Annotated in this window: 20 protein-coding genes, 1 tRNA gene and 1 pseudogene; 5 read left to right on the top strand and 17 right to left on the bottom strand. The window is 59.5% G+C overall.

Annotated elements, in window-relative coordinates; all coding sequences use genetic code 11:
* Positions 1 to 110: 110 nt before the first annotated feature.
* The 8 genes from pqqB to QRN36_RS24340 form a co-directional block, all read right to left on the bottom strand.
* The gene (gene pqqB / locus QRN36_RS24375; RefSeq protein ID WP_285426378.1) at positions 111 to 1,022 is read right to left on the bottom strand and encodes a pyrroloquinoline quinone biosynthesis protein PqqB; all 912 of its coding nucleotides are present in this window, start codon (positions 1,020 to 1,022) and stop codon (positions 111 to 113) included.
* Positions 1,023 to 1,116: 94 nt separating this feature from the next.
* Positions 1,117 to 1,188, bottom strand: a complete 72-nt coding sequence (gene pqqA / locus QRN36_RS24370) for a pyrroloquinoline quinone precursor peptide PqqA (protein WP_008365141.1) — start codon at positions 1,186 to 1,188, stop codon at positions 1,117 to 1,119.
* A 173-nt stretch (positions 1,189 to 1,361) separates the two neighbouring features.
* Positions 1,362 to 3,773: a pyrroloquinoline quinone biosynthesis protein PqqF gene (pqqF, locus tag QRN36_RS24365; protein WP_285426377.1), complete on the bottom strand. Its 2,412-nt coding sequence runs from the start codon at positions 3,771 to 3,773 to the stop codon at positions 1,362 to 1,364.
* Between the two features lie 133 nt (positions 3,774 to 3,906).
* On the bottom strand, positions 3,907 to 4,707 hold the full coding sequence (locus QRN36_RS24360; protein ID WP_285426376.1) for a carbon-nitrogen hydrolase family protein: 801 nt from the start codon (positions 4,705 to 4,707) through the stop codon (positions 3,907 to 3,909).
* Positions 4,708 to 4,717: 10 nt separating this feature from the next.
* Positions 4,718 to 6,412: an NAD(P)/FAD-dependent oxidoreductase gene (locus QRN36_RS24355; protein ID WP_093468628.1), complete on the bottom strand. Its 1,695-nt coding sequence runs from the start codon at positions 6,410 to 6,412 to the stop codon at positions 4,718 to 4,720.
* A gap of 138 nt (positions 6,413 to 6,550) precedes the next feature.
* A complete protein-coding gene (locus QRN36_RS24350; RefSeq protein ID WP_093468630.1) occupies positions 6,551 to 7,012 on the bottom strand; it encodes an Lrp/AsnC family transcriptional regulator in 462 nt (153 codons plus the stop codon).
* A gap of 47 nt (positions 7,013 to 7,059) precedes the next feature.
* Positions 7,060 to 7,827 (bottom strand): class II aldolase/adducin family protein, encoded by a 768-nt coding sequence (locus tag QRN36_RS24345; protein ID WP_285426375.1) that lies wholly within the window; start codon positions 7,825 to 7,827, stop codon positions 7,060 to 7,062.
* A gap of 32 nt (positions 7,828 to 7,859) precedes the next feature.
* Positions 7,860 to 8,903 (bottom strand): ABC transporter substrate-binding protein, encoded by a 1,044-nt coding sequence (locus QRN36_RS24340; RefSeq protein WP_373568798.1) that lies wholly within the window; start codon positions 8,901 to 8,903, stop codon positions 7,860 to 7,862.
* A gap of 417 nt (positions 8,904 to 9,320) precedes the next feature.
* Here QRN36_RS24340 and QRN36_RS24335 point away from each other — a divergent pair, with 417 nt between their 5' ends.
* Both QRN36_RS24335 and ppk2 read left to right on the top strand, forming a co-directional pair.
* The gene (locus tag QRN36_RS24335; RefSeq protein ID WP_285426373.1) at positions 9,321 to 9,899 is read left to right on the top strand and encodes a helix-turn-helix domain-containing protein; all 579 of its coding nucleotides are present in this window, start codon (positions 9,321 to 9,323) and stop codon (positions 9,897 to 9,899) included.
* Between the two features lie 150 nt (positions 9,900 to 10,049).
* Positions 10,050 to 10,961 carry a polyphosphate kinase 2 gene (gene ppk2 / locus QRN36_RS24330; protein WP_093468642.1) on the top strand — a complete coding sequence of 304 codons (912 nt, stop codon included), beginning with the start codon at positions 10,050 to 10,052 and terminating at the stop codon, positions 10,959 to 10,961.
* 18 nt (positions 10,962 to 10,979) lie between these two features.
* On the opposite strand, the gene QRN36_RS24325 is transcribed toward ppk2, so the two are convergent.
* The 7 genes and pseudogenes from QRN36_RS24325 to rpsU all read right to left on the bottom strand — a co-directional run bounded on the left by QRN36_RS24325 (position 10,980) and on the right by rpsU (position 20,569).
* Positions 10,980 to 12,026, bottom strand: a complete 1,047-nt coding sequence (locus QRN36_RS24325; RefSeq protein WP_285426372.1) for an FUSC family protein — start codon at positions 12,024 to 12,026, stop codon at positions 10,980 to 10,982.
* Positions 12,027 to 12,060: 34 nt separating this feature from the next.
* Positions 12,061 to 12,756, bottom strand: a complete 696-nt coding sequence (locus tag QRN36_RS24320; protein ID WP_285426371.1) for a YniB family protein — start codon at positions 12,754 to 12,756, stop codon at positions 12,061 to 12,063.
* Positions 12,745 to 12,821, bottom strand: a tRNA-Ile gene (locus QRN36_RS24315). Before QRN36_RS24315 ends, QRN36_RS24320 begins: the two co-directional genes overlap by 12 nt.
* A 16-nt stretch (positions 12,822 to 12,837) precedes the next feature.
* Positions 12,838 to 15,780: pseudogene (locus QRN36_RS24310) on the bottom strand (EAL domain-containing protein); the annotation flags it as partial.
* A 438-nt stretch (positions 15,781 to 16,218) separates the two neighbouring features.
* Positions 16,219 to 18,066 carry an RNA polymerase sigma factor RpoD gene (gene rpoD, locus QRN36_RS24305; RefSeq protein ID WP_093468653.1) on the bottom strand — a complete coding sequence of 616 codons (1,848 nt, stop codon included), beginning with the start codon at positions 18,064 to 18,066 and terminating at the stop codon, positions 16,219 to 16,221.
* A gap of 67 nt (positions 18,067 to 18,133) precedes the next feature.
* Positions 18,134 to 20,107: a DNA primase gene (gene dnaG / locus QRN36_RS24300; RefSeq protein ID WP_285426369.1), complete on the bottom strand. Its 1,974-nt coding sequence runs from the start codon at positions 20,105 to 20,107 to the stop codon at positions 18,134 to 18,136.
* 246 nt (positions 20,108 to 20,353) lie between these two features.
* On the bottom strand, positions 20,354 to 20,569 hold the full coding sequence (rpsU, locus tag QRN36_RS24295) for a 30S ribosomal protein S21 (RefSeq protein WP_002551877.1): 216 nt from the start codon (positions 20,567 to 20,569) through the stop codon (positions 20,354 to 20,356).
* A gap of 196 nt (positions 20,570 to 20,765) precedes the next feature.
* On the opposite strand from rpsU, the gene tsaD reads away from it, so the two are divergent.
* Entirely contained in the window at positions 20,766 to 21,791 is a 1,026-nt protein-coding gene (gene tsaD, locus QRN36_RS24290; RefSeq protein WP_285426368.1) for a tRNA (adenosine(37)-N6)-threonylcarbamoyltransferase complex transferase subunit TsaD, read from the top strand.
* Between the two features lie 55 nt (positions 21,792 to 21,846).
* Here the strand turns inward: tsaD and plsY are convergent, their stop codons facing one another.
* Entirely contained in the window at positions 21,847 to 22,416 is a 570-nt protein-coding gene (gene plsY, locus QRN36_RS24285; protein WP_285426367.1) for a glycerol-3-phosphate 1-O-acyltransferase PlsY, read from the bottom strand.
* A gap of 74 nt (positions 22,417 to 22,490) precedes the next feature.
* Between plsY and folB the strand changes: the two genes are divergently transcribed.
* Complete coding sequence (gene folB, locus QRN36_RS24280; RefSeq protein WP_093468661.1) at positions 22,491 to 22,844, top strand: dihydroneopterin aldolase; 354 nt, start codon at positions 22,491 to 22,493, stop codon at positions 22,842 to 22,844.
* Positions 22,835 to 23,368 (top strand): 2-amino-4-hydroxy-6-hydroxymethyldihydropteridine diphosphokinase, encoded by a 534-nt coding sequence (folK, locus tag QRN36_RS24275; RefSeq protein WP_285426366.1) that lies wholly within the window; start codon positions 22,835 to 22,837, stop codon positions 23,366 to 23,368. Before folB ends, folK begins: the two co-directional genes overlap by 10 nt.
* Before the next feature lie 90 nt (positions 23,369 to 23,458).
* On the opposite strand, the gene QRN36_RS24270 is transcribed toward folK, so the two are convergent.
* Positions 23,459 to 24,688, bottom strand: coding sequence for a multifunctional CCA addition/repair protein (locus QRN36_RS24270; RefSeq protein ID WP_285426365.1), 1,230 nt, complete (start codon positions 24,686 to 24,688; stop codon positions 23,459 to 23,461).
* Positions 24,689 to 24,738 lie beyond the last annotated feature (50 nt).

The following is a 24,738-nucleotide window of genomic DNA, read 5'->3' as shown; positions in this document are numbered from 1 at the left end:
CCTGCGGGAGCTTGCTCGCGCATGCTGACTGCCGGGCAACTCGATTTTCACTGAATGCGTCGGCTTCCTGAGCAAGCTCGGTCCCGCTGTCACAACGTTCATGGCGCCTGTTACAGCTCGATGCTCATGCCATCGAATGCCACTTCAACATGACGGCGTGCGAGTTCTGCGCGCTCGGGCGAATCCTCGTCGAGAATCGGGTTCGTGTTGTTGATGTGAATGAGCACCTTGCGTTGTTCAGGCAGTTTTTCCAGTACTTCGAGCATGCCGCCGGGGCCATTCTGCGCCAGGTGGCCCATCTCGGTGCCTGTTCGTGTGCCGACGCCGCGACGCTTCATCTCATCGTCGTCCCACATCGTGCCGTCCACCAGCAGGCAGTCGGCGCCGCTCATTTTTTCCATGAGGGCATCATCGACTTTGCCGAGGCCTGGCGCGTAGAACAGCTTTCCACCGGTCCTGAGGTCTTCCACCATCAAGCCAATGTTATCGCCCGGGTGTGGGTCGAAGCGGTGCGGCGAGTAGGGCGGTGCCGCGCTACGCAGTGGAAATGGCGTAAAGCGAAGATTCGGACAGGCCGGAATCACGAAGCTGCCCTCAAGCTCGATGCGATTCCACACCAGCCCGCCGTTCCAGTGCTTGAGCATGTTGAACAGCGGGAAGCCGGTCGTCAGGTCTTCGTGGACCATGTCCGTGCACCAGACCTGATGCGGGCAACCTTCACGCAGGCTGAGCAGTCCGGTCGTGTGGTCGATCTGGCTGTCCATCAGGATGATTGCGCTGATCCCCGTATCCCGCAGGCCGCGGTTAGGCTGCATGGGCGCGAAGCTCTGCAGTTGAGCGCGGATATCGGGTGAAGCGTTGCACAAGACCCAGTTCACGCCGTCGTCGGACAAGGCAATGGACGACTGGGTGCGCGCGTGAGCCCGCAGGCTGCCGTCGCGAAAACCTGCGCAGTTAACGCAGTTGCAGTTCCATTGTGGGAAACCGCCGCCCGCCGCCGAACCGAGAATCTGGATGTGCATGTGTGCTCCGTACCGATGGCCTCACGAGGCCTGAAAATCCTGAACGCTGTAACAAAAAAGCCCCGGCGAACCGAGGCTTCTCACCGCGCAAAAATCAACGGCTTGCGAAGTACATGGTGACTTCAAAGCCGATACGCAGATCAGTGTAAGCAGGTTTAGTCCACATAAAAGACTCCTTCTGGGTTAATGCAACGGTGGGTGAGTACATCTTTAGTACACCTGCGAGAGGAGACGTTCAAATGCTTAGGGAGCTATGTTACTAAAAATCTCGGGACTTCAATGATGAAATATCCGATAAAGATTTTTGCAATCCTGGCAATGATTGACCTGCCAAACGGCTCACTCGCTGGGGCTTGAGCGGTTCGACAGGCAAAGGCGATTGGCCGACCCCGCGCTCAGGCGACGAGCGGCGTCCAGCAGTTCTATGGACTGAAGATGTGCAAGCGAATGTTGCAGGTGTACGAGGTAGTCGTCCCGGTGGCCTGCCATATGTGCCTGCCAGATCAGTTCGCAGGCCTGCTGACTGTCCATGGTCGCGGGTTCGAGTTGACCGCGCAGGGCTTTGATCTGAGCGGTCAGATCAGTGTTCTCCACCGGTGTCGGCAGTGTGCGGAGGAAGGATTCAATCTGATCGACCAGCTCACCGGCACTGGCGGAAGGTGACTGGACCCCGAACAACAGGCCACCGTTTCCGGCGATTTGTCGGAAACCGCTGAAAACGGCGTAGCCCAATTGCAACTCGACCCGCAGGCGCTGATAAAACGGCGCCTGTATCAGTTGTGCAAGCAGTCGCCAGATCGCTTCGTCACGCACAGACGAAGAAGGCGTTGGATAGAACAAAAGCACAGCGTTTTCAGAAGAGTCCGACGGCTCGGTTTCCCAGCGCTGGCCTGCGTGCCTCCCCGTTATTTCGGGTGCCGAGGCGTCGGGCTTGCCGGGCGTGATCTGTGCAGCGTGCTTGAGCGCGTCCTGCGCGACGGGATCAAGCCCGACGGCCAAGCCTGCCCAGCGAGCATCCGCCCAGACACGCTGTAAATCCTGCGTCTGGGACATTACGCCGCTGTTCAAATAATGATCAGGCAGTGTTCTCAGCAACTGCCGAATCAGCATCGGCGCAGGTTCCTCATTCGGCTGGCCATAACGCGCCAGGGTTTCCTCAGTGGGCTGAGCTAACGCGCGCAATGCCTGTTCGAGGACGGCCGGAATGGGCTCGGCCATTCCGGTCAGTTTCAATTGCCAGAAGTTACCGTAGGACGTGAACGCCAGAGTGATGCCGGCTTCCTGTGCGTCGGCGATCAGACGCTTCAGGCTATCGTTCAGCATCCGCGCGAGCTGCGGCTGAGGAGCGTTCAGCGTCCAGCGCAGATACACCGCCGCTTCGCCCTCGCCTGGACGGTGTCCGGGCAAATTGTCGCTGAATGTGAACGCGGGAAGTGGGCCGGCCAGCGTGGCGACCTTGGCAATCGGACGCAAGAACGGGTTGGGCTCGGGCAGGCGCCAATCAACGTTGAAGGTGTCGTTTTTCAGCGGTTTCGGCTGTGGCGGTAACTGGGTTTCCGGCGTGAGTTGGGCGATCAGGGCATTAAGGGCGGTGACGGCTTGGTTCGACAGGCCTGGTTCGTCTGGCTCTGCGCAGAAATGCCGGGCCAGAGACAATGCGTTGCTCACCGCGAGGCGACGTTGGGCGAGCAGGGCGTATTCGTCGATGAGCTCAGCAAAGCGCGATTTGAAAAAGGCCAGCCAATCGAAGAGCCTTCTCGAAATCACGTAAGCCGTTTCGCTTGAAGGCGCTTGGTGCGCCGCGACCTCGGCGAGGGCAATGTCAATGTCGAGCAAAAGCTGCCCGTCGAATGCGTACACAACCTGTGCAGTGAGTGACTCGATCAAACCTTGATCTCGCAGGCTGGCCACCAGACCACCCGGCTGCGCGTTGTTCATCCAGCTGCAGAGAAACGCAGCGGCCTGCTCATGCCCTCGCGGCAAGCCCTCACACGCAAACATCAGGTGCGCGTCGCGCGAGGCGAAAACGGGGTGCGGAGTTCTTGACTCCACGAGCGCCGGGGCTCTTGATTGAGCGATCCGACGGCCCTGGGCGAAATATCCGCCATAGCGAGTCGCCAACGCCTGCAACTCATCCAGCGTTTGGGGCCCTGCGAGGCTCAGGGTCATCTGCGCCGCTTGGTAGAACGTCCGGTAGAAGTCCTGCAATGCTTGTTGAAATGTCCTGCGCGGAACGGGAAGGCTGAAACGATTGCCGGCGTGGAACCCGCGTAACGGATGCAGGGCCGATAAAGCCTGCAGCCGCTGTATCTGATCGCGCGACGCTTCGTCCCGGGACCAGGCAATGAACTCGGCATGCAACACCTCTCGCTCACGCAACTGATCGGCCATGGTCATGCGCGGGTGGGTCAGCATCTCGCACAATCGATCCAGAGCATCGGCAAAAACGGCGGGTGGCAGCTCGAAAAAGAAATCCGTGGTGCGCTCCCGCGTGCTCGCATTGACCTGTCCGCCGTGGCGTTGCACGAACGCCATGAGGTTGTCGCCGGACGGAAATCGTTCGGTGCCGAGGAAGAACAGGTGCTCGAGAAAGTGCGCAAGGCCCGGCCATTGTGACGGAACATCGTGACTGCCGGCCGCCACTCGCAAGGCCGCCGCGCAACGCTTTAGACGCGGCGCCGAGCACAGCACCACGCGCAGACCGTTGGGCAAGGTCAGGGAGCGATGGTTGGATGATTCGGGCGCAGGCATGACGTATTCCGCAGCAGCTCTGGAAATGACCGCTCATGCTAGCGGATAACGACACAAAGAGTGTGAGACGCAGGCGTTTTCAGCACAGTCCGGGTACTACAAGGACGCAGACTGTGGATGATCAACATTGCCTTCAGCGCTTGACGAGTCCCGCATAGAAGCCGGGTCGGCGGTCCTTGAAATAGGTATTGATGGCCTGGGATTCGCTCATCAGGCTGCGGTCCAGATCGGCGATCACCAGGGCTTCGTCTTGAGCGGCCAGGCCGATCTGCTTGCCGTCCGGCGCGCAGATGCTGCTCAGCCCGCAGTAATGAATGTCGCCCTCGCTGCCGCAGTAATTGGCGTAGACCAGATAACACTGGTTTTCGAAAGCCCGCGCCCGAACGGTGACTTCCGCAACGAAATCGTAGGGCGCCATGTTGGCGGTCGGCACAAGGATCAGATCGGCACCCGCCAGTGCGAGGCGGCGCGTGTTTTCGGGAAACTCCACGTCGTAGCAGATCAGGAATCCGAGCTTCCAGCCGTTGAATTCGACGACCGGAAAATGCTCATCGCCTGCACTGAACATCGACTTGTCCAGGTCGCCATACAGATGCGTCTTACGGTAATTGCAGACGCGCACGCCTTGGGCGTCGATCAACTGCACTGCGTTGTAGACCTGATCGTCGGCGCTCATTTCTGGATAGCCGTAGAGAATGGCCACACCGGTCTTGCGCGCGATCTCGCCGATGAGCCGTGCCGCCGGCCCGTCGCTCGGCTGGGCAAGATTGCGCGCCGCCTGAGCACCGATGTTGTAGCCGCTCAGAAACATTTCCGGACAGACCAGCAACGCTGCCCCTTTGCTCGCGGCCTCGAGGGCCTGAACCTCAAGGCGCCGAAGGTTGGCGTCGATGTCCAGTGGCAGCGGTGGGCATTGATAGAGGGCAACGCGCATGGGCAACTCCTTATTCCGGCAACGCGATCGGGCCGATTTCGTGGAACACATCGCCAGGACCCGGGTTTTCGGCGTGGGTCTTGCCGCCGAAGTGGGTCATGATGCCCCAGACAGCGTTGAGCGAGGTCTGCACCGCGCCCTCGACCCAGGCCGGTGTCCAGGAAACGTCGTCACCGGCGATGAAAATGCCGCGATGTTCGTCAGGCATGTCCTTTTGCATGAAGTGCGCGTACATCCGCTGGTTGTAGCGATAGTGGCCCGGCAGGGCACCTTTGAAAGCGCCGAGGAAGTGCGGGTCTGCTTCCCACGACACCGTGATCGGATCTCCGATGATCCGCGCGGCAATATCCACTTTCGGATAAATCTTTTTCAGCGCGCCGAGTGCCAGACTCACGCGCTTTTCCACAGGATGCGGCAGCATTTTCAGTGCATCGCTCATCCACGAGTACGACAGACAAATCACGCCCGGTTTGTCGACACCGTTGGAATAGGTGCCGTTTTCGAACAGGTAAGTGCCGCGGGTCAGGCGATCGGTGAGCGTCATGCTCATCACATCGCGGCCCGTTTCCGGATCCTTGTCCTTCCAGAACGGGCGATCGACCATGACGAAGGTTTTGGACGACTGCATATAGCGCGTGCGGTCCAGCGCCATCCACATTTTCTGCGAGAACAGCGACTCTTCGCACTCGATCTGAGTGGTCAGCAGCCAACTCTGGCAGGTGGCCAGAACGGCGTCGTAGTGTCGGGTATCGCCCCAGTTGTCGGTGACCGCGAACTGGCCATCGGGGGCGCGCGCGATACGCTTCACGCCTGTACGCGGTGCGCCGCGATGCAGCGACGACAGGCTGGTGCCTTCCGGCCAGTGAACGCAACGCTCAGGCACGTGACGCCAGATCCCCAGCGGCACCTGCTCTACGCCGCCGACGATCAAATGTTGATGATCGTCGCAGTTGGTCATGACCACGCGGAAGATTTCCAGCATCGAGTTCGGAAAGTCAGAATCCCAGCCGCCGGTGCCAAACCCGACCTGACCAAACACTTCGCGATGGTAGAACGACAGTTTGGCGAACGCCTTGGAGGTGGCGACGAAATCGTAGAACGTGCGGTCGTCCCACAGCGGCACCAGCTTGTTCCACAACGTTTTGAGGCGGGGGACGTCGCGGTCGCGAATGGCTTGCTGGATGTCGGCGAATTGCGCGCCGTCTTCCAGGGCGTCCGCCCACGCGTCAGCCACTTCGTGAAACAGTGCGGGCAAGTCCGACGGCTTTTGTGCGTAATACGTGGTGCCTTCCAGATCGATTACGGTGCTGCCGGATGCACCCGTCAACGGGTTGGGGAAGGGTTTGGACTCAAGGCCAAGCTTGTCGACATAGTGATAAAAAGCCGTGGATGAGACCGGGAAGCGCATGCCGCCCAGTTCGGCAATGATGCCTTCGGCGCCCTCGAACTGCTGCGAGCGCAAGCGGCCACCCATTTTCGACGCCTCGTAGACGACGGGCTTGAGGCCCAGCTTCATCAGCTCATACGCCGCCACGAGACCGGCAATCCCGGCGCCGACGATGGCGACTTCCTTGCCGAGATTTTCTGTTGGAATGCTGCCCAGCCCGGCCGGGTGCTCGATCCAGTCATCGAAGGCAAAGGGGAAGTCGGGGCCGAAAATCGTGATCGGCTTCTTTCCGTCGGCGGGATGGCGATTGTTCTTCATGACTGACCTTGTTCGACTATGGCGCGAAAGGGGAAAGTCTAGATAACAGTTGAGACGTTAATAAGACGCAGAGTGTTGTCGTTGTGTAGAGATTTACGTCGATATGACGAGGTCGTGCATCACTTTGCAGTGGGATGATCAAACCGGCTGTCCCCGATCGATCTTGCTGCTGAGAATGATCGATGTCGTGGTCTTCTCCACACCGTCCACGCTGCCGATCAGATCCAGCAATTGGTCCAGTTGCTCCGGCGAATCGGTGCGCAGCCATGCCACGTAATCGAATTCGCCACTGACCGCACATAGTTGCTGCACCTGAGCCAGAGCGGTCAACCGTCGCAGCACCTCCTTGCCCGACCGCGGTTGCACGGTGATCCCGACATACGCCTGCAGCCCGCCATCAACCACGCGCTGACTCAGACGCACGCCGTAACCGGTGATGATTTTGCTCTTTTCCAGACGCGCGAGACGAGACGTTACTGTCGTGCGCGCGATCCCTAATTGACGGGCCAGATTGGCGACTGGCTCGCGGGCGTTGATCTGCAGCGCAGCGATCAGTTGGCGGTCGATTTCATCCAGCGCGGGAGGGCGAGTGTCGGGCAAGGGGCGAGTCTCCGTAGGTAAGCGGGCAATCTTACCCGCTTCCCGCCTCAGTTTTTGTAGTCCGGAGCGACGCGATCAAGTAATCGCAGCAATGCCGCCCAGGCAAAGTTGACCGCGTCCGGATCGCTCAACTCGCCCTGCGCGACATCCTGCCCGGGTTCGTTGAATTGCCGTTCGGTGCGCCGACACACTTCATCGGGCGGATAGCGCAAAGCACCGCCCGCTTGTGCGGCGATCTGGATTTCGCACGCCTTCTCCAGGTAATACATGCGCAGAAACGCTTGCTTGACGCTGTCGCCGACTGTGAGCAAGCCGTGATTGCGCAGGATCATGACCGAGCTGTCGCCAAGATCGGCGACAAGGCGCTGCTGCTCGCTGAAATCCAGCGCGATGCCTTCGTAATCGTGGTACCCGACGCGCCCGTAGAACTCCAGCGAGATCTGATTGACCGGCAACAGCCCGCCTTCCTGCGCCGCCACCGCGCACCCCGCCTTGGTGTGCGTATGCAACACGCACTGCGCATCGTCACGCGCCCGATGGATAGCGCTGTGGATAACGAACCCGGCCGGGTTGACCGGGAATTCCGAGGCTTGCACCTTGTTGCCGTCCAGGTCGATCTTCACCAGGTTCGACGCGGTGATCTCCTCGAAGAACAGCCCATACGGGTTGATCAGGAAGTGATGTTCGGGGCCTGGAATGCGCAGAGAAATGTGCGTCGATATCAGGTCGGTCATTTTGTAGTGAGCAACCAGTCGATAGCAGGCAGCCAGTTCTTGCCTGAGCTGCCATTCCTGCGGGCTGTACGGGTGAGTCATTGTTCCTCCGAAAGATTATTCAGGCGGCCGTTTCAGCGGGCCAGCCAGGCGTTCAGGCGTTCTTCCAGCTCTTCGCCGTGATCGACCCAGAACTCGATATTCAGCGGCACTGCGACGGCCATGTTCTGCGGCGACGTTGGAATCCACGGCGCTTTGGCCGGGTCTAGCTTGTCGCTGAGCGCCTTGTTCGTCACGCCATACGCGATGGCCTGGGAGAACGCCTGCTGCGGCGCTTGCCCGTTGGCGTAAGTGATGAACGCGTTGGCCGCGGCCTTGTTTTTCGAGCCTTTGACGATGGTCCAGTAATCCATGCTGTACAGCGAGCCTTTCCAGATAGGCGCGACTTTCAGGCCCTCGCTCGCGGCAACGGCGCCGCGACCGCTGAAGGTCGTCGTCATGACCACGTCGCCCGAGGCAAGCCACTGCATCGGCTGCGATCCGGCTTCCCACCACTGAATGTACGGCTTGAGTTTGTCCAGCTTGGCGAACGCACGATCGACACCTGCCGGCGTGTTCAGCACTTTATAAATGTCCGCAGCCGGAACGCCGTCCGCCAGCAGGGCGTATTCGAGCGTGTACATCGCGCCTTTGCGCAGGCCGCGTTTGCCGGGGTATTTGTCGGTATCCCAGAAATCCGCCCAACTGCCCGGTACGGTTTTGACCTTGTCGGTGGCATAGACCAGCGGCATGCCCCACACCAGCGCAGCCGAACCGCACTCCTGTTGCGAACCTTCGATCAGTTGCTGGCCGGCTGCAAGCGCGGGCCATTCGAGTTTTTCGAAAAGGCCTTCCGCGCAACCGCGCTCAAGATCCGGGGCCTCGACCTGCACGACGTCCCAGTCGGCATGCCCGGTTTCGGCCATCACTTTGATCTTGGCCATTTCCCCGTTGTATTCGGTCTGCACCACGCCGACGCCAGCCTTTTTCGAGAAAGGCTCGAAGATCGTCGAATTCTGGATTTTCTGCGCCGCACCGCCGAAGCCGACGATGACCAGGTTCTGCGCCGCCATGGCTGACAGAGGTGTAAGCATCAACAACGCGCATGCAATCTTCAGGTTCTTACTGTTCATCAACATTTTCCTTTGGCCGTCGGGCTCTTTTTCGAGAGCCAAGGGGGCACGCAGGCACGCCCTTGGCTGCACAGGGGTAAACGGATAGAAACAGGCAATGAGTTGAAATACGGGGAAGCTGGAGCTGGTTGCCATGACGCGTTCTTCGGCGTGCGATGGCGGTGTTCTTTATTGTTGTCGCCTCGGCATGACGTGCGGGCTTGCCCAGAGACTAATCCAGCGCTGGTGAAAAAAGAAGACAGGAATGACTATTTTGTGAAAAAAGTGGACAAAATTTCACTGCTGGTTAAAAACACGTGCCATGCGTTGATTCTTTTTCCAGCCAGCCGCTTACACTTCACGCTGTCACGTGCATCCAGCAGACCGTTACCGAGGTAGATGATGAGTAAAGGAGTCACCCGCGACAGCGCCAGGAAGGCGAGCATGCCCGCGGACGATGCACCTGCTGGCGAGAGTTTTCTGGGCGAGCGAATTCGCGGATTGCGCAAGCGTCAGGGCCTGACCCTCGCAGAGCTGGCGCAGCGCAGCCAGTTGTCGGTGGGTTATATCAGCCAGCTCGAGCGGGACCTGTCCCGCCCCTCGGTGGATACGCTGCTGAAAATCGGCCGTTGTCTGGGCGTCAACATACAGTGGTTTTTTTCGACCAAATCCGACGTCAGCGAGGCCGATGCCGGTTATGTCGTGCGCAGGGAAAGCCGGCAGAACATCCACTACGATGACGGCATCCATGATCAATTGCTCACGCCCAGTCCGAGCGGTCAGATCGAGATGGTTCACTCGCGCTTTCCGCCCGGTGCCTACAACCGCACCAGTTACACCCATGAAGGTGAGGAAGTCGGCTATGTCCTGACGGGGACCTTCGAGCTGTGGGTGGGCGAGCGGCATTTCCTGCTCGGTGAGGGCGACAGCTTTCGCTTTGCCAGTCACGAGCCGCATCGCTATGGAAATCCAGGCGAGACCGATGCAGTGGTGCTTTGGGTCATCACGCCGCCGACTTACTGAGGCATGCGCGTCAACATGCCGTCCATCGTGTGAGTGCGTAGCTCAAGCTCGTAGGACTTTTCCCTGCTGTCATCGCCCTGTCATTCAGCTGTCACCCCCGGCATGTCTAAATCGGCCCCTGACCCTCTGAATCCACGCCGGGAGCCTGCCATGACTCTGGATTTATCCGAAACCGCCCGCTACATCCACGCCGACATTCTCGACAGTTTCGACGAAGAACTGGAGATGGAATACGACGACGCTCGTCTGGACGGCCTGCTTTCCGATCTGGGGGAAGAGGTGCCGAAGGGCATCGATCGGCGGGTGTATTTTCGCGAATTGCTGCGGCTGCAGGGCGAGCTGGTCAAGCTGCAGGACTGGGTCGTCAGCCAGAAGCTCAAGGTGGTGGTGCTGTTCGAGGGGCGCGATGCGGCCGGAAAGGGTGGTGCCATCAAGCGCATCACGCAACGCCTCAATCCACGGGTCTGCCGTGTCGCTGCGTTGACTGCGCCAAGCGAGCGCGAACGCACGCAATGGTACTTTCAGCGCTATGTGTCGCATCTGCCGGCGGCGGGTGAAATGGTCCTGTTCGATCGCAGCTGGTACAACCGCGCCGGTGTCGAGCGGGTCATGGGTTTTTGCAACAACGAGGAATACGAAGAGTTCTTCCGCACCGTTCCCGAGTTCGAAAAGATGCTGGTGCGCTCGGGCATCATCCTCATCAAGTACTGGTTTTCCATTACGGACGACGAACAATATCGTCGCTTTCTGATGCGCATCCACGACCCGCTGAAACAGTGGAAGCTCTCGCCGATGGACCTGGAGTCACGCCGTCGCTGGGAGGATTACACACGCGCCAAGGAAGAGATGCTCACCCGTTCGCACACCGACGTCGCGCCTTGGTGGATCGTGGAAGCCGACGACAAGAAGCGCGCGCGACTGAACTGCATTCATCACTTGCTGCAACAGATCCCGCGCGGCGATGTGGAGTCGCCGCAAGTGGTCCTGCCGGAGCGTGAATACAACGCCAACTATTTACGCGCACCTGTGCCGCGTGAAATGGTCGTGCCCTCGGTTTATTGAAGCAGCGGCAGGCGAAGGTCAGATCTTCCAGGCCTTCGCGGTTTTCGCCAGCCGTTGCTGCAGGGCTTCGAGGTTGAGCGTGAACTGCCGTGTCATCAATTGATAACCCAGCACATCGGGGGATGCGGTCGGGATGTCCGGACCGACGGCCAGGGTTTCGGTTGGCCGCTCCAGACGCTCGGTCGCGCCGGTCTGCAGCGCGCGAGCCATCCCGATCAACAGACGCCTGATCCTGCGGTGTTCAGCGGACAGGCCGGCACTGCCAATATCGGCCGGACGAAGGTTCGAGAGAATCTCCAGTGTGCTCAGGCACATGCGGAAATGCCCCTGAATGGCGTCCAGCTCCACCATCGATATCTTCACTTCCTTGGAAACCGACGGCATGAGCGAACGCAGTTGCAGCATCGTTGCGTTCAGGCGCGCCGTCAGTTTCACGTGATCGTCGGCCGCAATCGACTGCCCGCTGGCGATCCGGTCATAGGCCTTGGCACAGCCGCGCAGTCCACTCGCCAGGTTGTATCGCCAGGAGTACACCGCGTACAACGGCAGCGCGAAGGAGAATGCCAGCGCGAGCGCGATGCCGATCAGGATATCCACCGTGCGCCACAGCCCGTCGGTGATCGGGTTGTCCCCGTGGCCTGCAACAATGAACAGCGTGATCGCCGACAGCAGCGCCGTATACCCACCTTTGCCGATGGCGTGATAGGCGAAGAACCCGCAAATCAGCGACATCAGCACGTAAGTGAGCAGCGGCATGCCCAGATAACTTTCCTGCGCCACCACCGCCAGCCCGAGCGCTGCGCCGATCAGCGTGCCGTAAGCCCGCTCGACCGATTTCTTGCCGATATTGCCGTGGTGCTGCAGGCCACCGATCACGATCAACATCGTCACCGACGCCCACTCGCCGTGAGGCAGGTGAATTCCCGTTGTCAGCAAGATCGACACCAGCAGACCCACCACGATACGGCCCGCGTGAATGTATCGCGCGTGCCGGTAACGGCGGTACGGGTCCAGCAGTGGACGCAGGAGACGGCGCAGCCAGGCGGGAAGGGAAGGTGTATTCATGGGGTTACAGACCATCCGCCTTGCGAATATATCCTCAGGTCAGCCCGGAAACTTTGGTCAGATAGGCCGCCAGGTAGGTCGTCGCCAACCCCATCAGGAGCATGCCGGCGGGACGCTCCCACCAGTTCTTCACTTCGCCGGGCGGCATTTGCAGCGTCAGCACTGTAACACTGGCCGGCTCATTGATGACCGTGGTCGCCTGATCCTGCGGGAGCATGGAGCGCAACCACAGCTCGTCCCGGGCTTTTTTTCGGATGGCCGCAATGTCTGCCGACAGCTGTTTCCCACACCTGCGGATGTAGCTGCCAGTCGCCACGATCACCATGATTCCGAAGAACATCAGCATGTCCACGCTGAACGGCTGATAGACATTCACGCGGGGCGTCGCGTCCCAGAGCAGCTGCAGAAAACGCGTGTTTTCGTAGGCGATCAGGCAAATATCCTGAAGCGCGTAGCCGAGTCTGGAGAGGAAGCTGGCCTTGAGTTGTTCACCAAAATCGTAGATGAACAGCACCAGGAACATCGCCAGTTGAATCACACCGACCAGCATCACCGCCAGCCCCGACCACTTCATGCGTGATGCTTTCTTTATCGCTTCTAAAACCGTCATGTCGTCCCTCTTCCTTTTGAAAATTCGGTATTTCCGCATCCTGCGAGTGATCAGGGTCGATGGCTTCCTCGGCAATAAAAAAGCCGCGCAAAGCGCGGCTTTTGAAGGTGGTGGGCCCACACGGACTCGAACCGTGGACCAAAGGATTATGAGTCCTCTGCTCTAACCAACTGAGCTATAGGCCCTCAGTCAGGCGGCGGATTATAACGACGGTTTCCGTGCTGTGCTATCCGAAAAGTCCGAAACTGTCATACGAAGAAACGTCGCGCAAAATTCCTCGGGGCGCAGTGGCAGGCTGACGATGTAGCCCTGAATCTGTTCGCAGCCTTCGTCTGCGAGGAATTGCTGTTGTTCGAGGTTCTCCACGCCCTCGGCGATGACCGTCAGTTGCATGCTGCGGCCCAGCGCGATGATGGCCCGCACGATGGCGGCATCGTGTTGATCGTCAGGTAGCCCGCGAACGAACGACTGGTCGATTTTGAGGATGTCCAGCGGCAGCCGTTTGAGGTAACTGAGCGACGAGTAGCCTGTCCCGAAGTCATCGATGGCCAGCTGAACGCCGAGTTTTTTCAGGCGATGCAGCACGGACAGCGCCTCCTCGGTCTGGGTCATGATGAAGTTTTCGGTGATCTCCAATTGCAGGCAGCCTGGCTGCAGGCTGTATTCGGTCAGCAACTGCTCGATGCGGTTGACCAGATTAGGCTGACGCAACTGGGCGCCAGCGAGGTTCACCGACAGCGGACCGAACACGTCGTACAGCTGATTCCACTGATGCATCTGCTGACAGGCTTTTTCCAGCACCCACTCGCCGATCTGCAGGATCATGCCGTTTTCCTCTGCCAGAGGAATGAATCGCTCCGGTGGGACTTCTCCGAATGTCGGGTGGCTCCAGCGGATCAACGCTTCTGCGCCGACCAGCCGCTGTGTAAGAAGGCTGATTTTCGGCTGGTAGGACAAGGTCAGCTCGTCGCGTTCGATGGCGCGGCGCAGCTCGTGCTCCAGCGCGATGCGCTCACTGGCCTGTGCCGTCAGGTCGCGAGTATAGCTCTCGACACGGTTTCGCCCTTTGGCTTTCGAGCGGTACATCGCCGCGTCAGCATTTTTGATCAGCGTGGGGACGTCGGCGCCGTCGCTCGGGAACATCGCCGTACCGATACTGGTGCTGATGAAAAACTCATGTTCGCCTGCCTGGAAAGGCGCGGAGAAGCTGTTCAGCAGTTTCGTCGCGATGGCCTCGGCGTCGCTGGCGGCTTGCAAGCCTGGCAGCAGGATGATGAATTCGTCGCCACCCAGACGCGCCACGGTGTCGATGTCGCGCAGGTTTTCCTTCAGGCGTTGCGCAATCCCTTTGAGGAGCAAGTCGCCGACCGGGTGTCCGAGGCTGTCGTTGATGTGCTTGAACCGGTCAAGGTCGAGAAACAATACGGCGCCAAGGCTGCTGGCTTCCTTGCAGTGAGTGAGCGCCGCGTGCAGGCGGCTTTCGAACAGCGTGCGGTTGGGCAGGCCGGTCAACGGGTCGTGATGCGCCTGATAGTCCAGGCGCGCCTGAGCTTGTTTGAGGCTGGAGATATCGGCGAACACCGCGACGAAGTGCGTGATGAATTTGTCGCGATTGCGCACGGCGCTGATGGTCAGCCAGCTCGGATAGATTTCACCGTTCTTGCGGCGGTTGCTGATCTCGCCCTGCCAATGGCCTTCGGCCGTAAGCTGATACCACATGGCCGCGTAGAACGCGCTGTCATGCAGGCCGGAAGCCAGCAAGCGCGGCGTTTCGCCAATGGCTTCACCCTCGCTGTAACCTGTGATTTCGCTGAAAGCCCGGTTCACTGCGTTGATGCGCTGGCGCGTATCAGTGATCAGAACGCCTTCGGCCGTGCTTTCGAACACAGTGGCCGCCAGTTGCAGTTTTTCCTGCATCTGATGGCGCTCGGTGATGTCCCGCGCAATGGTCAGCATGCAGTCTTCGCCACCAATGGGCAGCGGTCGTGAGGATATTTCGCACAGCCGAATCTGACCGTCCCTGCGCCGGATGTGGCTGGTGAAATCCTTCACGAAACCATCGCGATTGATCTGTTCCAGCAATTGCTGGCGCTCGTTGAGATCGACCCAGATGCCGAGGTCCAGCGTGGTGCGGTCGAGCGAGAGGGAGCTGTGATACCCGGTGATGCGACTGAAGCCGTCGTTGATTTCCACCAGCAGGCCATCACTCTGCCGGGAGATCAGCAGGCCATCCGGCGAGGAATGGAAGGCCTTGGCAAATTTCTCCTCGGACATCTGCAGCTGTTGCTGCGCCTCCTTGAGCGGCGTGATGTCACGCACCACGAGGACCACGGCAGGCGTGGAATCCAGATCGAACGGTTCGGCGGACAACAGCCCCGTGAAGGTTCGGCCATCGTGACGACGAAAGGGCATCTCCAGGTTGCGAATGCTACCTTTCTGCAAGCGCTGCAACAGGCTCGGACCGATGTCGGGAATGCCCCAGATATCCAGCTCCGACGGTGTGCGCCCGACGACCTGGTCGGGCGACAGCCCCATTTGCTCGACGAATGCCCGGTTGGCTTCAAGGAAGCAACCGTCGGACAGACGTGCGATGACCAGAATGTCCGGGCACTGCGCGAACACCGATGCGAATTTTCCTTCAGACAGGCGTAACGCTTCTTCGGTCTGTTTGGCTTCACTGATGTCGATCATCAACCCGCGCATCACCGGCTCGCGGCCGTAAGCGATCATGCTGACGATGTCACGAACCCAGACCACACGGCCCTCGGCGCTCATGACGCGGTAATCGATGCTGTGATCATTCCCCTGAGTGATCGCGCGCTCGCAGTAGGCCTGGGCGTAGTCGATGTCATCAGGATGCACGATGCTGCGCCAGAAACCGGGCTTGAGCCACTGATGCAGTGGGTAGCCCAGCAAATTCTCGGCGTGTGGCGAAACGTAGTTGTAGGAATAGTCGTGAGTGTTGGCCTCCCACGCGATAGCTGAAAGACTTTCGATCATGCCGCGGTAGTGATACTCGCTGCTGCGGAGCTCTTGCTCGAGCGCAATGCGTCTGGAAATTTCCGAACTGAGGCGCCGGTTGATGCGCACGACCACGGCCAGCACCGTCGATAACAGCAGTAACCCCGGTAGACCGAACAGGAGGAATTCACGCCAAAGCTCGGCGGGCTCCGAGGGGGAGGGTGGCGTCAATGCAGTTGCGTCGGTCTGCTGCAAGCCCGTGGCGTCCAGGCGCGCACCGTCTTCTACCGCAAAGAGATGACCGATTGCCGGCTCCTGCAGTGCTCCATCACTCAAGACATGTTCAAAAGCTGGCGACGTGACTTCTACCGCCCTTCCTGGCGCTTCCCGTGTGTCTTGCCAGGCACCCTGCTCTGTGGAAAGAGCTTGGGCATCAGCTGGCGTGGTCCCCACCAAACACACGAAAACAATGGCCGGCATCCAAAACATGGCAGCCTCAGTAATCCCGTTGAGAATGGGACGAGTGTAGCTGCGCCTAACGAAGGTGGCACACTGCCGGAATGTTATTCCTTAAAACGCAAAACCCCCGACAGTGCCGGGGGTTTTGTTATGACGCGAGGCTTACTCGTCCAGGAACGAACGCAGGTGTTCGCTTCGGGTCGGGTGACGCAGCTTGCGCAGCGCTTTCGCTTCGATCTGACGAATACGCTCACGGGTTACATCGAACTGCTTACCGACTTCCTCAAGGGTGTGGTCAGTATTCATGTCGATGCCGAAACGCATGCGCAGGACCTTCGCTTCGCGGGCGGTAAGGCCCGACAATACTTCGCGAGTGGCTTCCTTGAGGCTCTCAACCGTGGCGACATCGATAGGCGACTGCATGGTCGAGTCTTCGATGAAGTCACCCAGATGCGAGTCTTCGTCGTCGCCGATCGGGGTTTCCATGGAGATCGGCTCTTTCGCGATCTTCAATACCTTGCGGATCTTGTCCTCAGGCATTTCCATGCGTTCGCCCAGCTCTTCCGGCGTCGGTTCACGACCCATTTCCTGCAGCATCTGGCGGGAAATGCGGTTGAGCTTGTTGATCGTCTCGATCATGTGCACCGGAATACGGATGGTGCGGGCCTGGTCGGCGATCGAGCGAGTGATCGCCTGACGGATCCACCAGGTGGCATAAGTCGAGAACTTGTAACCACGACGGTATTCGAACTTGTCCACCGCCTTCATCAGGCCGATGTTGCCTTCCTGGATCAGATCGAGGAACTGCAGACCGCGGTTGGTGTACTTTTTGGCGATCGAGATCACCAGACGCAGGTTTGCCTCAACCATCTCTTTCTTCGCACGACGGGCCTTGGCCTCGCCGATCGACATGCGACGGTTGATGTCCTTGATTTCGAGGACGGTCAGGCCGGTTTCTTCTTCCAGCGCGGTCAGCTTCTGCTGGCAACGCTGAATGTCGGCCTGCAGGCGACCGATGGCTTCGGCATATTTGCTCTTGCCCTTGGCCAGTGCGTCGGTCCAGCTCTGGTCGACTTCATTGCCCGGGAACTGGCGAAGGAAGTCGGCGCGTGGCATGCGTGCATCACGCACACACAGCTGCATGATGGCGCGTTCCTGTGCACGCAGACGCTCCAGGGCGCTGCGGACACGCTCGACCAGACCTTCAAACTGTTTGGGAACCAGTTTGATCGGCATGAACAGGTCGGCGAGGGCCAACAGTTCTTCATTGGCCTGCTTGCTGCCACGACCATGCTTTTTCAGAGCCTTGAGCGTGATCGCCATCTGATCCGACACGGCACCGAAGCGCTGCGCTGCAACGACTGGATCGGGACCGCTTTCGGCCTCTTCCTCGTCGTCACCATCAGATTCTTCTTCATCGTCGTCCGCGACGTCGGCAGCCTTGTCGGCTTTCTGGTCGAGCGGCGGCGGCACTTCGGCAGGCGGCGCAATGCCGTCGTCCGGGTCGATGTAACCGCTCAGGACGTCAGACAGGCGGCCACCTTCGGTGGTGACGCGAGTGTATTCAGAGAGAATGTGCTCGACCGTGCCAGGGAAGTGCGCGATCGCGCCCATCACTTCACGGATGCCTTCCTCGATACGCTTGGCGATTTCGATTTCGCCTTCACGCGTCAGAAGCTCGACCGTACCCATTTCACGCATGTACATGCGCACCGGGTCGGTTGTGCGACCGATGTCGGTTTCGACTGCCGCCAACGCTGCGGCTGCTTCTTCAGCGGCCGCTTCGTCGGTGTCGGCTTCGGCCAACAGAAGGGCGTCCGCATCCGGAGCACTCTCGAATACGTTGATCCCCATGTCGTTAATCATGCGGATGATGTCTTCCACCTGTTCCGGATCTGAAATATCCTCCGGCAGGTGGTCGTTGACCTCCGCGTAAGTCAGGTAACCCTGCTCACGACCGCGGCTGATCAACTCTTTGAGGCGAGACTGCTGTTGCGCTTTTCCGGACATAACACCCTATCCACTGAAGGTCTTGGCGGGCAAAAAACAAGCCGAGGATTATACCCGAGCTAGGACCTCACGCGCCAGTTGAGGTCGGGGTTTGTGCAGGAATATTGCGATTTAACAGGTTGAGCAGCTGAACTTTTTCTTCAGCACTGAGCCCTGACTGCCGTTCCTTTCTGATCAATTGGTCCAGGTGTCGCTCGCGTTGGCGTGCGGACAAACTAGTTATAGTGTCGAAAAACTGTTGTTCAAGGTTATCGGCCGAGATCAACCATTCCTTTTCCGCCAGTTGTCGTAATAATCGCCCTTGATCGGTGCCATGCCAGCGCGCGATCAATTGCATGGACCGCAGCTTCGGATTTTTCTGTGTCGCATCGATCAGAGCGACCAGAAGCTGCGAGTACACATTCTCTTCGTCGGCAAAATTACTTGCGTTTGCCACCTGGGCCGACAGTTCCGGGTGATGAAGCAGTGTCCGGAGCGCTGTCAGCGTCGGCGGCTCAACGGTTGCGGGCGTGCGCGGGGTGCGGGGCTCGAAATCGGGACGCTTGCCGTTCTTGTCCCACTTCTTGCCTTTCTCCCACGGCTTCTTGTCCCATTTTTTCTGCTGGCCGCCCGGTGCTTTGGGCGTCCATTCCTGCTGTTGTGGCTCGTACGCATCGTGCGGCTGGTAATCGCTGTAATCGGGAACCGAGTCGTAATCGAAACCCGGGTCGTACGCCGGCGGCGCTTCTGCCGGTGCGTTCTGCACCAACTGATTAACGGCCGCAGTGTCCAGGCCTGTAATTTCTTTCAGGCGACGGCGCATCAGTTCGCGCAGATTGGCGCCCGGCACTTTTTCGATCAGTGGCGCGGCCAGTGTCACCATGTGCGCCTTGCCTTCCAGGGAGCGCGGGTCGGCTTCCTTGGTCAGTTGCTCGAAAAAGTAATCGGCCAGTGGTTGAGCGTGCTGGTTGATCCTGGCCTTGAACGCATCGGTGCCTTCTGACCGCACCAGTGTGTCCGGGTCTTCGCCTTCCGGCAGAAACAGAAATCGGGCCCGGCGTCCGTCTTGCAGGCTGGACAACGTTGCTTCCAGCGCGCGCCATGCAGCATTGCGGCCGGCCTGGTCGCCGTCGAAGCAGAACAGCACACTCGGCACGACACGAAACAGGCGCTTCAAATGTTCTTCACTGGTCGCCGTACCCAGCGTTGCCACGGCATTGCGCAGGCCTTGTTGGGCCAGGGCAATGACGTCCATGTAGCCTTCGACGACGATGATCTCGTCCAGATTCCGATTATGTTTACGGGCTTCGAACAGGCCGTACAGTTCCTGTCCCTTATGAAACACCGGTGTTTCGGGAGAGTTCAGGTATTTTGGCTTGTCGTCGCCGAGCACGCGTCCGCCAAAGGCAATGACGCGACCACGGCTATCGCGAATAGGGAACATCACCCGATCGCGGAAGCGGTCATACCGTTTGCCGGTTTCGGCGTTTTCGATCAGCAGTCCGGCATCGATCATCGCCTTCTGCTGAAGGGTGTCGCTGCTCAGGTGCTTGTAGAGGTTGTCCCAGCCCGGCGGTGCGAAACCCAGGCCGAAATCGCGGGCAATCTCGCCTGACAGGCCGCGGCCTTTCAGGTAGTCCACCGCCGACTTGCGCGTCGGGTGGCTTTTCAGTGCAGCCCGGTAAAACTCGGCTGCGGCTGTGAGTAATGGGTACAGCGGCGAATCGGTAGGTTGTCTGGGCTTTTGCCCTTTGACGCCCTGTTCGCGAGGCACTTCCATGCCTGCGGCTTTCGCCAGATCCTCGACCGCCTGAGGGAAATCCAGGTTGTCGTGGTCCATGATGAAGCCGAGGGCATTGCCGCCCGCGCCGCAGCCAAAGCAGTAGTAGAACTGTTTGTCAGGGCTGACACTGAACGACGGTGTCTTTTCCTTGTGGAAAGGACAGCAGGCACTGAAATTCTTGCCGGTCTTCTTTAATTGAACGCGCGAGCTGACAACATCGACAATGTCGGTGCGGTTCAGGAGGTCGTCAATAAAACCTTGGGGAATCAGTCCGGCCATGGCGTTCTCATCATCAGGCGCCCCGCCAGAAAGATCGTGGCGAATCCAAAGCGTAACGACGGTTGCGTGGTCAGTGTAGACGGGTCAACGCGGCCTGGTTCAGGCTGGAAGAGTTCGACGGGGTTTGTCTGGGTCGCATCTGCGGCTTCGACAGCCTCTGTCTGTACAGCGTGAGGCTAAAACTGCAACTGCCGGCAGCCCGGCTTTGGGGCCGGGCGAGGCAGAAGCTTGCGACGGACGTCTGTATTAATACAGACGAACGGCGCGGCGCTGTTCGCGCTGAACTTTCTTGGCGTGACGCTTAACAGCAGCAGCTGCTTTACGCTTACGCTCGGAAGTCGGCTTCTCGTAAAATTCGCGGCTACGAACTTCAGCCAGAACACCGGCTTTTTCGCAGGAGCGCTTGAAACGACGCAGAGCTACGTCGAAGGGTTCGTTCTCTTTAACTTTGACGGCTGGCATCCAGAGCTACCTTCATTCATTACCGGGGTCAACGCCTCGTGCAACGCTTGCACTAAGTACGTCGGTTTTTAAGGGTTGCGGATGTTAACCCCTCGCCGCGCGGAATGCAAAGCCTCTGATCGAAAACCACTGGTCGCAGGCATGAGCGGCGACTATTATGCGCGCCTTCGAATTTGGCCTCCACAAGGCGTACCCCATGTTAGTACTGGGATTGGAAACCTCCTGCGATGAAACCGGCGTGGCGCTGTACGACAGCGAGCGCGGGCTTCTCGCCGATGCACTGTTCAGTCAGATCGACCTGCACCGCGTCTATGGCGGCGTAGTGCCGGAGCTTGCTTCTCGCGACCACGTCAAACGCATGCTGCCCTTGATTCGTCAGGTGCTGGCGCAGGCCGACTGCGCCGTGACCGAGATCGATGCCATTGCCTACACGGCAGGCCCAGGGCTCGTCGGCGCGCTGCTGGTCGGGGCTTCCTGTGCCCAGGCGCTGGCGTTCGCCTGGGACATTCCGGCGCTGGGCGTGCACCACATGGAAGGCCATCTGCTGGCGCCGATGCTGGAAGAACATCCGCCCGAGTTTCCGTTCGTCGCCTTGTTGGTTTCCGGCGGGCATACGCAGCTGGTGCGTGTCGACGGGATCGGTCTTTACGAGCTGCTCGGCGAAACCCTGGACGATGCTGCCGGCGAGGCGTTCGACAAGACCGCCAAAATGATGGGGCTCAATTATCCCGGCGGGCCTGAAATCTCCCGGCTGGCTCAAAGCGGCGTCGAAGGTCGCTTCGTTTTTCCACGCCCGATGACCGATCGTCCGGGCCTGGATTTCAGCTTCAGCGGCCTGAAAACCTTCGCGCTCAATACCTGGCAGCAGTGCCAGAGCGCTGGAGACGACGGCGAACAAACCCGTTGCGACATCTCGCTGGCCTTCCAGCAGGCGGTGGTGGAGACTTTGACGATCAAGTGCAAACGCGCGTTGAAACAGACCGGCCTCAAGCGTCTGGTGATCGCCGGTGGCGTGAGTGCCAACAAGGCGCTGCGGCATTCGCTGGAGCAGATGTTGAGCGGTTTGGGCGGCAACGTTTACTACGCACGGCCTGAGTTCTGTACCGATAATGGCGCGATGATCGCGTTCGCAGGTTGCCAGCGTTTGCAAGCCGGGCAGAAGGAAGGCCTGGCGATCAGCGTGCAGGCGCGGTGGCCGATGGAGCAATTGCCGGGGCTGTAATACGGTAATCCTGGTCGACAAAGAGGCTCGCATGAGCCTCTTTTATGTTGGGGATTCAGAAATGCCGTTCGCGCCCGGCAAACAGGTCGCGTAAATTGCCCCGGTGGCGCCAGACGATCAACAGCGTCAGAACGCTCATCGGTACCAGCGCGTGCGGTTCCTGCCAGGCCAGAAGCGGCAAGGTCAGGGGCGTTGCGATGAGCGATGCGAGGGAGCTGGTGCGAGTCAGGTAGAACGTCAGCAGCCAAGCGGCGATTGCCAGCAGCGCAGCGGGCGGATACAGGCCGAGCAACATCCCGGCGGCAGTGGCAACGCCTTTGCCTCCCCGGAAGCGGAAATAGAGCGGGAACAGGTGGCCCAGCACCGCGCACACGCCGACCCAGGCCTGCAGGCGAGGGTCGAGCCCTGCCCAATTGGCGATCAGCACCGGAATCAGTCCTTTGCAGACGTCGCCGATCAGGGTCAGGATAGCGAGCTTCTTGCCTGCCAGGCGCAGCATGTTGGTCGCGCCGGCGTTGCCCGAGCCGCTGGCACGCGGGTCCGGCTTGCCGGTCATGCGGCTAAGCAGGATGGCAAAGGACAGTGAGCCGAGCAGGTAGGCGAGGATCGCCAATGACCAAAACATGCTAACCATTCCGGGCGGGGATGCCTTGATTCTAACGGCGCATCGCGCCCTTGTCGTGCAACGGAGAGAGAGGCTTGGACAGAGTTTTCATTGAGGGTCTGGAGGTCGATACGGTGATCGGCGCCTACGATTGGGAACGTGGCATTCGCCAGGTCCTGCGTCTGGACCTGAGTTTTGCCTGGGACAATCGGCCTGCTGCGGCGGACGATGACCTGAGCAAAGCGCTCGACTACGCCAGCGTGTCCGCACGCATCCAGGCCTTCGCCGAAGCATCCAGCTTTGAGCTGGTCGAAACCTTTGCCGAACGCCTGGCCGAGGTGTTGATGGGCGAGTTCAATATTCCCTGGTTGCACCTCAAACTGACCAAGCCGGGAGCCGTGCCAGCGGCCAAAGGCGTGGGTGTGGAGATCGAGCGCGGATGTCGCTGACACGGATTTTCCTGGGCCTGGGCAGCAATATCGACCGCGAGAAACATCTGTGCGCAGGGCTTGATGCGCTTGCGGGATTTCTGACCGATATGACCTGCTCGCCAGTGTTCGAAAGCCATCCGGTCGGCATCAAGAGCGGCCCTTTTTTCAATCTTGTGGTATCGGCGCTGACCGATCTGCCCTTGATCGAGCTGGATCGTCGGCTGAAATTCATCGAAGCCGATAACGGCCGTTATGCCCCGGATCGTAAAGGACTGCCGCTGGACATCGATGTGCTGCTCTATCACGAACACGTTGGCAATTTCGATGGTCTGGTCTTGCCCCGTGCCGAAATTCTGAAGAATGCGTTCGTGCTATGGCCTCTTTCGCTGATCGCCCCTGAGCGTCTGCACCCTGGGGTTGGAATCGCGTTTGCTCAACTCTGGCAGGACGCGCAGATTGATCAGAAGCTCTGGCCGGTGGGCTTTGAGTGGCGGGGTCAGCAGCTGACGCCGGATTCTCTTTTGCGGACTGACGACCTGTAGAAGTAAGCGTGCTCGCGATTGCGGTTTGACTGATACACCGCATCGCGACCCTCGCAAACTCGGATGGCTCCTACAGGAATTGCATTCGCTTCAAGCCTGATACGACGCCTTGTACACCTTCAGCGTATCCAGCCGCTCGCGCTTGAGCGCCTCGCCCAGTTCCTGCCCTTGGTATCCCTTGTCCAACAACGGCTGGACCGCCACCTGCCGTGCGGCTTCGGCAGCTCCGCGCAAATATTCGGCCTGTGGATAACTGCGATCCTCAAAGCCTTTGCGACCGCGTGCGTCCATCTCGCAGACCACGACGAACTCTTCAAAGCGCTGAGGCCGGCGATACACGTCGAAGCTCTGCAACAGATCCAGCAAGGTCGAGGGTTTGAGCTCCATCGCGCGGTGTCCGTGGGTGTGATATTGGCCGACCAGCAAAGCTAGTTCCTGACACTCCTTCGGCACCTTGAAGCGCAGATTCACGGCCTTGATCGACTTCAAGCCTTTCTGTTCATGGGCGATGTGCCGAGGCCATTCTTCCTCCGGCGTCAGGGCTTTGCCCAAGTCATGGAGCAGGCAAGCCCAGCGCACACTGAGCGGCTGGTGATGCAGCGATGCCTGATGCAGCACGCTGAGCACATGCAACCCTGTGTCGACTTCGGGGTGATGAGCTTCCGGCTGAGGCACGCCAAACAGCGCATCGACCTCTGGCATCAGCACTTTCAATGCGCCGCATTCACGCAGCACCTCGATGAACACCTGCGGCTCACGCTCCATCAGCGCCCGGGAAATTTCCTTCCAGCTGCGCTCGGGTGTCAGGGCCTCAAGCTCTCCGGATGCGCTGAGCTGGCGCATCAATTCAAGGGTTTCCGGCGCAATGGTGAAGCCATCGGGAGCATAGCGGGCAGCAAAACGCGCCACACGAAGCACTCGGAGGGGATCTTCGGCGAACGCCGGCGATACGTGGCGCAATATCCGCGCTTCAAGGTCCCGCTGGCCGTGATAAGGGTCGGTGAGATGACCCTCTTTGTCTTCGGCGATGGCGTTGATGGTGAGGTCGCGGCGGATGAGGTCTTCTTCGAGCGTGACCTCGGGATCGGCATGAAACACAAAGCCGCCATAGCCGCGCCCGGTCTTGCGCTCGGTGCGGGCCAGTGCGTATTCCTCGCCGGTCAGCGGGTGCAAAAATACTGGAAAGTCCGTACCGATCGGGCGATAGCCCTTGATCAGCATTTCATCTGCGGTCGCGCCCACCACTACCCAATCGGTGTCGGCAACCGGTTTACCAAGCAGGCGATCACGAACCGCGCCGCCGACTTTATAGATCTGCATAAAAAAAACCTCCGTAAGCGCGACAGGATAAACCTTAAGTTGCGCCTGCG

It is taken from the genome of Pseudomonas sp. efr-133-TYG-103a (assembly GCF_030209235.1).
GTDB lineage: Bacteria > Pseudomonadota > Gammaproteobacteria > Pseudomonadales > Pseudomonadaceae > Aquipseudomonas.
Note: the sequence above shows the minus strand (reverse complement) of the source record. Positions and strands in the feature narration are given on the sequence as shown.